8 protein-coding genes and 1 pseudogene are annotated in these 8,318 nt (G+C 61.9%); 7 read left to right on the forward strand and 2 right to left on the reverse strand.

Annotated features, from left to right (window positions below):
• The first annotated feature begins 229 nt into the window (after nucleotides 1–229).
• The 4 genes and pseudogenes from BN1132_RS02195 to BN1132_RS20495 all read left to right on the forward strand — a co-directional run bounded on the left by BN1132_RS02195 (nucleotide 230) and on the right by BN1132_RS20495 (nucleotide 3,684).
• The gene (locus BN1132_RS02195; protein WP_084202549.1) at nucleotides 230–976 is read left to right on the forward strand and encodes a LexA family transcriptional regulator; all 747 of its coding nucleotides are present in this window, start codon (nucleotides 230–232) and stop codon (nucleotides 974–976) included.
• A gap of 459 nt (nucleotides 977–1,435) precedes the next feature.
• Nucleotides 1,436–1,873: a DUF4124 domain-containing protein gene (locus BN1132_RS02200; protein WP_010673985.1), complete on the forward strand. Its 438-nt coding sequence runs from the start codon at nucleotides 1,436–1,438 to the stop codon at nucleotides 1,871–1,873.
• 563 nt (nucleotides 1,874–2,436) lie between these two features.
• Nucleotides 2,437–3,144 (forward strand): annotated as a pseudogene (locus BN1132_RS20490) (PAS domain-containing protein); the annotation flags it as partial.
• Between the two features lie 108 nt (nucleotides 3,145–3,252).
• The gene (locus BN1132_RS20495) at nucleotides 3,253–3,684 is read left to right on the forward strand and encodes a methyl-accepting chemotaxis protein (RefSeq protein WP_280136280.1); all 432 of its coding nucleotides are present in this window, start codon (nucleotides 3,253–3,255) and stop codon (nucleotides 3,682–3,684) included.
• Nucleotides 3,685–3,757: 73 nt separating this feature from the next.
• Here BN1132_RS20495 and BN1132_RS02210 read toward each other — a convergent pair whose 3' ends face one another.
• Nucleotides 3,758–3,955, reverse strand: coding sequence for a hypothetical protein (locus tag BN1132_RS02210; RefSeq protein ID WP_010673983.1), 198 nt, complete (start codon nucleotides 3,953–3,955; stop codon nucleotides 3,758–3,760).
• A 61-nt stretch (nucleotides 3,956–4,016) separates the two neighbouring features.
• A complete protein-coding gene (locus BN1132_RS02215; RefSeq protein ID WP_042074609.1) occupies nucleotides 4,017–4,913 on the reverse strand; it encodes a DMT family transporter in 897 nt (298 codons plus the stop codon).
• Nucleotides 4,914–5,024: 111 nt separating this feature from the next.
• Here BN1132_RS02215 and rsxA point away from each other — a divergent pair, with 111 nt between their 5' ends.
• The 3 genes from rsxA to rsxC form a co-directional block, all read left to right on the forward strand.
• On the forward strand, nucleotides 5,025–5,606 hold the full coding sequence (rsxA, locus tag BN1132_RS02220) for an electron transport complex subunit RsxA (RefSeq protein WP_010673981.1): 582 nt from the start codon (nucleotides 5,025–5,027) through the stop codon (nucleotides 5,604–5,606).
• Nucleotides 5,607–5,610: 4 nt separating this feature from the next.
• A complete protein-coding gene (gene rsxB, locus BN1132_RS02225; RefSeq protein ID WP_042074613.1) occupies nucleotides 5,611–6,177 on the forward strand; it encodes an electron transport complex subunit RsxB in 567 nt (188 codons plus the stop codon).
• 14 nt (nucleotides 6,178–6,191) lie between these two features.
• Nucleotides 6,192–8,318 (forward strand): electron transport complex subunit RsxC (gene rsxC, locus BN1132_RS02230; protein ID WP_042074616.1); only part of this gene is annotated, 2,127 nt, incomplete at its 3' end.

The following is an 8,318-nucleotide window of genomic DNA, read 5'->3' on the forward strand; positions in this document are numbered from 1 at the left end:
TATGAGCTCAGCCCTGATCCACTCTGTTGTTTTCCCTGACATACTCACCCCGTTTCGGTATCATCAAGTGTCGCGGCGCGTATCTTTATCATTCATAAAAGAATGATTTTATGTCGCAATGCGTCACATATGAATGATTGATCACCCCAAAAAGATTGACAAGTCTTTTTGTGCGGAATTTTTTGTCTATCGACTCACCAGCAATAGCCACTAGCCGAGAATTCCTTGTATGTCAGAGCGTTATGAAGAAAAACCACAATCAGCACAAAAAGACGGTGAGGTATCTTTTCTGACGGTTGGAATGGATACTCTGAGTGACCGCCTGGAGGAGCTACGTGGGAGTCTGAGCTACAAGGCATTCGCCGAGTTGGTGGGGATGAGTGAGTCGGGGATGCGCAAATACTTCCCCCCGTTCAATTCGCTGCCCACCATCGACAAGGCGCTGCGAATTGCACGAACGTGCAATGTGAATCTGGAGTGGCTGGCCACGGGTCAGGGCCCGAAACATCCCGATGGAGTTGCCGAGCAGGCGGTGCGTCGTGACGAGTTTGATGAGGAGTACGCGCTGATCGATGGCTACCATGTCACCGTCAGTACCGGCCATGGCGCGTTTAATGATGATCATGAGGTTAAACGCAAGCTGGCATTTCGCCGCAAGTGGCTCACGTTCCGCAAGTTGAGCCCGGATAACCTGGTGGTGGTCTTCGCCAAAGGCGACAGCATGGAACCCACCATTCACTCTGGCGACTCCATCCTGGTCGATATCAGCAAGAATCAGATCGAAGACGGATCCATCTTCGTGTTGCGGCTTGGAGAGGAACTCTATGCCAAGCGCTTGCAGAAGAACTTCGATGGCGGGATCACCATCATCAGCGATAACCGTGTTGATTACCCCCTGCAGGTCGTTCCAGCCAACCAGTTGGAGAGCCTGGCCGTGATCGGCAAGGTTGTCTGGGCAGGGCACGATTTTTTTTAAATGACGGCGCTACAGACAGTCGCTTAAACCCGGATTTAAACCAGTAGCTGTAATCACAAACGGAAAAAACAGGCGGTCAGCCTGTTTTTCATTTTCAACGCACCACTCCCGAATATCGTCCGTGTTCTTTCATTTTGATGCCGCCCGCGCCTGGCACCACAGAAACCCCTCTAAGCCTTGTCAGCCTTGAGTTTGTCCCACGAGATCCCACTTACTTTCGGCTGCTCCCGGTTTTTTCATTCTCAATGGTCGGTTACATGAACGGCGGGGAAAACCGGTCGAGATCCGCCGTTTCGCACGGCAACTGGGCACCCTGTGTGCAGGATATGCCGCCCCGTTCGCAGGTAAAGAGGACGCTGCGACACGGGCAACCCCTCGCTTTCATCGCGGATGACGGGAGCAATTGTCTGACCCGGCACCATGTACTAGTGTGCAGGGGGAGGATTCAAGGAGGAGTCTATGTCACGCACCCTGGTCATCTGCCTCGCCCTGCTGGCGGCGGCCACCCCGCTCTCTGCCGAGGTCTACAAATGCACCGTCAACGGCAGCATCACCTTCAGCGACATCCCCTGTACCGGTGACAGCGAGCCGGTGAGGATGAACATCTTCACCCCCTCGGCCGAGGAGGTCGAGCGGGCGAACAAGCGAACCCGGGATATCGAAGAGAACCTGGCCAGCGGTCGGAAGCAGCGCCAGCTTGAGGCCATGCGCACTGAACTGGATGCCAAGGATCAGAAGATGAACCGCGAGATGACCAGGTTCAACGAGGGCCAGTCAGACACCATCACCACCGAGACCGGCGACACCCGGCGCCTGGATGTGCAGGCCGTGACACGTCCATATCAGGACGAGATGGAGGCACTGAACAAGCGGCTCTCCACCCTCAAGGCAAAATAAGCGCCCTCCCCGTTTCATCCGGGTTCATAAGGATGCTGCCGAGCCGGGAATATTGCGCTTCGCCTGTGTAAAAGGGTTATCGGGGGATCACTGGCATGTGCATGGGGTTATTTCCCACACAATCAATACCGATTCATCGTCTGTTTCAGCCGCCCTGCCGGCCGCTAATCCACCAGCCGATATCCCGGCGCCTCAATGCCATGCAGCCCTCACCGGCATCGGTCGATATTCATCGACAGCCGAAGCGATGAAATAAAAGCCTCCAATGTTGAGACGACAATATCAAGTGTCAAAAGAGACACCGTCATGCCAATATCAGATGCAGCCAGAGAAGGGTAACAATATAAAAGAGCCTTATTCGAGACCTTATTATCCAGCAGTCATAAAATCAGCATTGAAAATTAAAAAGTTAACCCAGGTCCGATGATGATTCATCAAAGAGCAATGCTATTGTTAATTCACTCAGATTAAGGTCTGTCTGTCATTCAAGGGTCTCATGGAGGAGCTCCGTCATGTTCTGGAATCAAAAAACAAGCAAGGAAGCCAGTGAGCAAGCGGCAAGGATGGTGGAGCTGGACGCGTTCGAGCGGGCCATCCAGTCCCAGGTGCCCTTCGTTCAGTTTACCCCGGCAGGAGTGGTCACCTTCGCCAACGAGCTGTTTCTCAAGATCGTGGGATTTGAACGTGAAGAGGTGATCGGCAAGCATCACAGCGCCCTTTGCTTCCCGGAAGACGTCAAGGCACGCGATTACGAGGGGTTGTGGCAGGATCTGCGCGGCGGCGTCTCCCGCAGCGGCCGCTTCATCCGCCAGTCGAAATCGGGCAAGGCCGTGTGGCTGGAAGCCACCTATTTCCCCATCGTCATCGACGGCAAGGTGGTGCGGATCGCCAAGGTCGCCTCGGACGTGACCCAGCAGCAATCCTCCCTGGAGCGCACCCAGGCCCTGCTGGCTGCGCTGGACAAGTCCCTGGCGGTCATCGACTTCCAGCCCGATGGCACAGTGCTCAACGCCAACCAGAACTTCCTTCACTGCTTCGGCTATCGGCTGGAAGAGGTAGTCGGCAAACATCATCGCCTCTTCTGCGATCCCGAGTTCTACCAGAAAAATCCCAACTTCTGGCACGATCTCGGTTCGGGGGACATCAAGTCCGGCCTCTTCATGCGCCTGGGCCACCGTGGCGAGAAGATCTGGCTGGAAGCCACCTACAACCCCATCTTCAACCACGAGGGCAAGGTGGTCAAAATCATCAAGCTGGCGAGCGACATCACCGAGCGGGTAGAAAAATCCATCTCCACCCGGGAAGCGGCCCAGAAGGCGTGCGCCATCGCGAGCGAAACCGTCGCCAGTGCCGCCAAGGGGCGGGAGGTGATCGATCGGGTGCTGGAGACCTCCTCCCACATCAACCACTCGGTCAACGCGGTCAGCAGGCAGATAGAGCAGCTCAATCAGCAATCCAGGAGCATAGAGTCCATCATCTCCACCATCAGCGGCATCGCGGATCAGACCAACCTGCTGGCCCTCAACGCCGCCATCGAGGCGGCCAGGGCCGGCGAGCAGGGACGGGGATTCGCGGTGGTGGCGGACGAGGTGAGACAGCTTGCCGCCAGGACGTCGACCTCCACCAGCGAGATCGTCTCCGTCATCAAGCACAACTCGGAGATCACCTCCCAGATCACCCAGACCGTCTCCGTCGTCTCCGACAAGGCGGTGGCCGGGCAGGATCAGGCCAACATCATCGCCGACGTCATCAAGGAGATCATCGAGGACGCCAACTCCGTCTCGGACACCGTCAAGAGCCTCTCCATCTAGTGCGATGCCCCCATGACGACGCGGGGCCAAGAGCCCCGCGCTTTTATGGGTCATAAAGCCCCTCGGGTACGGATCACTCCTCCCCAAGCAGATAGTGCCTGGCCTCCTCGTCGGCCTGACCGAGAGCCGCCTCCCACAGCTCGGCGATGCAGAGCCCCTCCTCCCCCACGGCCTCCTCCTCCAGCGCCTCCAGCGCCCTGGCATCGGCCAGGGTAAAAGGGTGGTGGCTCAGCAGTGCCTTGGCCTCGGCCAGCAAGATCATGTCGCTCATGGTGTGGCTCCTTCATGGCCGGGATGCTCCCCTGTCCAGACTGTAGCCCAACGGCGGCGACTCATCCCCCCGTGGTGATGGCCTGTGGCCGCGGCTTGCCCGAGGGCAGCTGGCCCACCCCGATGCCGGCCAGCACGGCGGCGCAGGCAAGCCATTGCAAGGCACTGAGGGTCTCCCCCAGCAGCAGATAGGCGAGCAGCAGGGTAAACACCGGGATGAGGTTCACATAGGCCGCCGCCAGGGTCACCTTGACCTGGGTCACCGACCAGTTGTAGAGCAGGTAGGCGCCGAGCGTCACGAAGGCGCCGAGGAAGACGATGACCGCCATGTCCTGCCAGGCCCAGGCGGCAGGCCAGGGGGAAGAAAAGGCAAAAGGCGCGAAGAAGAGGGTGCCGACGAAGGCCTGCAGGGCCGTCAGGGTCATCACGCCGTAGCGGCTGGAGAGCTTCTTGAACACCACGGAATAGGTGGCGGCGCAGAGCATGGCCCCCATCTCCAGACTGTTGCCAAGCAGGGCGTTGGGGGCAAACTCGTCGGCCCCCTCCCCCAGTCCCAGCAGGGCGATGCCGGCGATGGCGATGGCAAAGCCGAGCAGCTGGCGGCGGCTCACCCGCTCCCTGAGCAGCACGAAGGCCACCAGAGCCACCATCAGGGGCAGCAGGGCACAGACCATGCCCGCCTGGCCGGCGCTGGTGTAACGCAGGGCGTTCACCTCCAGCAGGAAGTAGAGGCAGGGCTCGAGCGCCCCCATCAGGGCCAGCCAGCGCCAGTCCCCCTGTCGATAGTGAAAATTGCCGAGCCGGCGGTAGCACAGCAGCCAGCAGCCCGAGGCCACCCCCATCCGCATGAAGAGCACCTGGCCGAAAGACCAGACCTCCAGCACATGTTTGAGGGCGATGAAGGAGCTGGACCAGAGCAGCATGGCCAGGGTCAGGGTCAGGATGGGTAAAGGGCGCACTATGCCTCCATGAATTGGCCAGTCGAATAATAACCATGCGGCCTTGCGGTTGTCTAAAGGCACCTAACATCAGATAATACCGCCGCCTTCATACCGGATAACCCATCGTCAATGACTGAGTACCTGCTTTTACTGGTCGGCACCGTGCTGATCAACAACTTCGTGCTGGTGAAGTTTCTCGGCCTCTGCCCCTTCATGGGCGTCTCGGGCAAGCTGGAAACCGCCATCGGCATGGGACTGGCCACCACCTTCGTGATGACGCTCGCCAGCGCCTGCTCCTACCTGATGGAGCACTACATCCTGATCCCGCTGGACATCGCCTACCTGCGCACCCTGGGCTTCATCCTGGTGATCGCCGTGGTGGTACAGTTCACCGAGATGGTGATCCGCAAGAGCAGCCCGACCCTGTATCGCCTGCTCGGCATCTTCCTGCCGCTCATCACCACCAACTGCGCCGTGCTCGGCGTGGCGCTGCTCAGCATCAACGAGCGCCACAACTTCATCCAGAGCATCATCTACGGCTTCGGTGCCGCCGCCGGCTTCTCCCTGGTGCTGATCCTGTTTGCCGCCATGCGGGAGCGCCTGGTGGCCGCCGACGTGCCGGCCCCCTTCCGCGGCGTTTCCATCGCCATGGTCACCGCCGGCCTGATGTCGCTGGCCTTCATGGGCTTTACCGGCCTCATCAAGATATAGCGCTATGACTCACATACTCTTTGCCATTCTGGTGCTGACCCTGCTTGCCCTGGCCTTCGGCATCATTCTGGGCTTTGCCGCCGTCAAGTTTCACGTAGAGGCCGATCCCATCGTCGATCAGCTCGACGCCCTGCTGCCCCAGACCCAGTGCGGCCAGTGTGGCTACCCGGGCTGCAAGCCCTACGCCGAAGCCCTGGCCAATGGCGACAAGATCAACAAGTGCGTGCCAGGTGGCGACGCCACCATGCGCAAGATAGCGGACCTGATGGGGGTCGATCCCCAGCCGCTGGACGGGGGCGAGGAGGCGGCAACCCCGGTCAAGAAGGTGGCCTTCATTCACGAGGACATGTGCATAGGTTGCACCAAGTGCATCCAGGCCTGCCCGGTCGATGCCATCCTCGGCGCCACCAAGGCGATGCACACCGTCATCGCGGCCGAGTGCACGGGGTGCGACCTCTGCGTCGACCCCTGCCCGACCGACTGTATCGAAATGATCCCGGTGCCGACCACGGTCGACAACTGGAAATGGGATCTGGCCAAGGTCGCCATTCCGGTCAAGATAGTGGAATAAACAGCGGAGTAACCATGCAGCATCTGCTCGAACGCATCAAAGCCGGCACTCTGTGGGATTTTCACGGCGGCATTCATCCCCCCGAGAACAAGCACCAGTCCAGCCTGACCCCCGTCGTTGACGCGGGCCTTCCCCCCCAGCTCATCATCCCGGTGCGCCAACACGCCGGCCCCGCCGGCGAACTGCTGGTGCGGGTGGGGGACAGGGTCAAGAAGGGCCAGCCGCTGACCGGCTTTGACAAGGGGCGCATCGTGCCGGTGCACGCCTCCACCTCGGGCACCGTCACCGCCATCGAACAGCACACGGTGGCGCACCCCTCCGGCCTCGACGATCTCTGCGTCATCCTCACCCCGGACGGAGAGGATGCCTGGGGGCCGCGCGACGGCCGCCCCGACTACTGGAATCTGGAGCGCGGCGATCTGCTCGCGCGCATTCAGCAGGCGGGCATCGCCGGCCTCGGCGGCGCCGTCTTCCCGACCCACAGCAAGCTCGACGGCCGCGGTCAGCTCACCGAGATCCTGATCGTCAACGGCCTGGAGTGCGAACCCTACATCACCACGGATGACCGCCTGATGCAGGAGTATGCCGACGAGATCATGGACGGCATCCGGGTCCTCAAGCACCTGCTCAAGCCCAAGCTCACCCTGATCGGGGTGGAGGACAACAAGCCCGCGGCCATCGAATCCCTCAACCGCCATGCCACAGACCCGGATGTGCTGGTCAAGTCGGTGCCGACCAAGTACCCCTCGGGCGGTGCCAAGCAGACCATAGAACTGCTCACCGGACGCCAGGTCGCCAAGGGCGGCCGTGCGGTAGACATGGGCATCATGGTGCTCAACGTCGCCACCGTGTTCGCCATCAAGCGCGCCATCATCGACGGCGAGCCGCTCATCTCGCGCATCGTCACCCTCACCGGCGACGCCTTCAAGAAGCCCGGCAATGCCTGGGTGCGCCTCGGCACCCCGGTGCGCTGGCTGTTGCAACGCTTCGAGCTGCAACCGGAGGCGGATCAGCGGGTCATCATGGGGGGCCCCATGATGGGCTTCACCCTGCCCCACGCCATGGTGCCCGTGGTCAAGGCCACCAACTGCCTGCTCTCTCCCACCCGAGCAGAGCTGCCGCCGCCCGGCCCCGAACAGGCCTGCATCCGCTGCAGCGCCTGTGCCGACGCCTGCCCCGCCACCCTGCTGCCCCAGGAGCTCTACTGGTACAGCCGGGTCAAGGAATACGACAAGGCCGAGAAGCTCAACCTGTTCGACTGCATCGAGTGCGGGGCCTGCGCCTGGGTCTGCCCGAGCGAGATCCCCCTGGTGCAGTACTACAAGATCGCCAAGGACGACATCCGCGAGGCCCGTGCCGAGGCCGAGAAGGCCGAGCGGGCCAAGCTGCGCTTCGAGGCCAAGCAGGCCCGTTTCGAGCGGGACAAGGCCGCGCGGGAGGCACGCCATGCCGAGGCGGCGGCCCAGCGCCGTCAGGCCATGACGGCCGCGGGGGGAGAAGATCCCGTCGCCGCTGCCCTGGCCCGCCTCAAGGCCAAGCAGGAGACCGCCCAGGCAGGCACCAGCGAGCCAGCACCGGACAACGGCGCCATGATTGCCGCCAGAGAGGCGCGCAAGCAGGAGGCGCTGGCACGTCGCGCCGCCAAGGCGACTGAGGCCGCTGATGGCGTGGAGAGCGGCGCCGTCGAGGTCGATCCCAAGAAGGCGGCCGTGGCTGCCGCCCTCGCCCGCGCCAAGGCCAAAAAAGCCGCCCAGGCTGCCGGTGGCGACGCCGTGAGCGAGACCGCGCAGGGGCACCGGGACGAGGCATCACCCGCATCGACCCTGGCTGAGCCTGCCGACGCCGATCCCAAGAAGGCCGCCGTGGCCGCCGCCATCGCCCGCGCCAAGGCCAAAAAAGCCGCCCAGGCTGCGGGGGACGACGCCGTGAGCGAGACCGCGCAAGAGCACCGGGACGAGGCCCCCCCCGCATCGATCCTGACCGAGCCCGCCGACGCCGATCCCAAGAAGGCCGCCGTGGCCGCCGCCATCGCCCGTGCCAAGGCCAAAAAAGCCGCCCAGGCTGAGGGGGGCGACGCCGTGAGCGAGACCCCGCGGGAACACCGGGACGAGGCCCCACCCGCATCGACCCTGGCCGAGCCC

The organism is Aeromonas sanarellii, assembly GCF_000820085.1.
Classification (GTDB): domain Bacteria; phylum Pseudomonadota; class Gammaproteobacteria; order Enterobacterales; family Aeromonadaceae; genus Aeromonas; species Aeromonas sanarellii.

Bases quoted from the DNA above. Each gene is read 5' to 3' on its own strand.
- BN1132_RS02195 (WP_084202549.1), top strand. From the start codon at position 230: ATGTCAGAGCGTTATGAAGAAAAACCACAATCAGCACAAAAAGACGGT.
- BN1132_RS02200 (WP_010673985.1), top strand. From the start codon at position 1,436: ATGTCACGCACCCTGGTCATCTGCCTCGCCCTGCTGGCGGCGGCCACC.
- BN1132_RS02210 (WP_010673983.1), bottom strand. From the start codon at position 3,955: ATGAGCGACATGATCTTGCTGGCCGAGGCCAAGGCACTGCTGAGCCAC.
- rsxA (WP_010673981.1), top strand. From the start codon at position 5,025: ATGACTGAGTACCTGCTTTTACTGGTCGGCACCGTGCTGATCAACAAC.
- rsxB (WP_042074613.1), top strand. From the start codon at position 5,611: ATGACTCACATACTCTTTGCCATTCTGGTGCTGACCCTGCTTGCCCTG.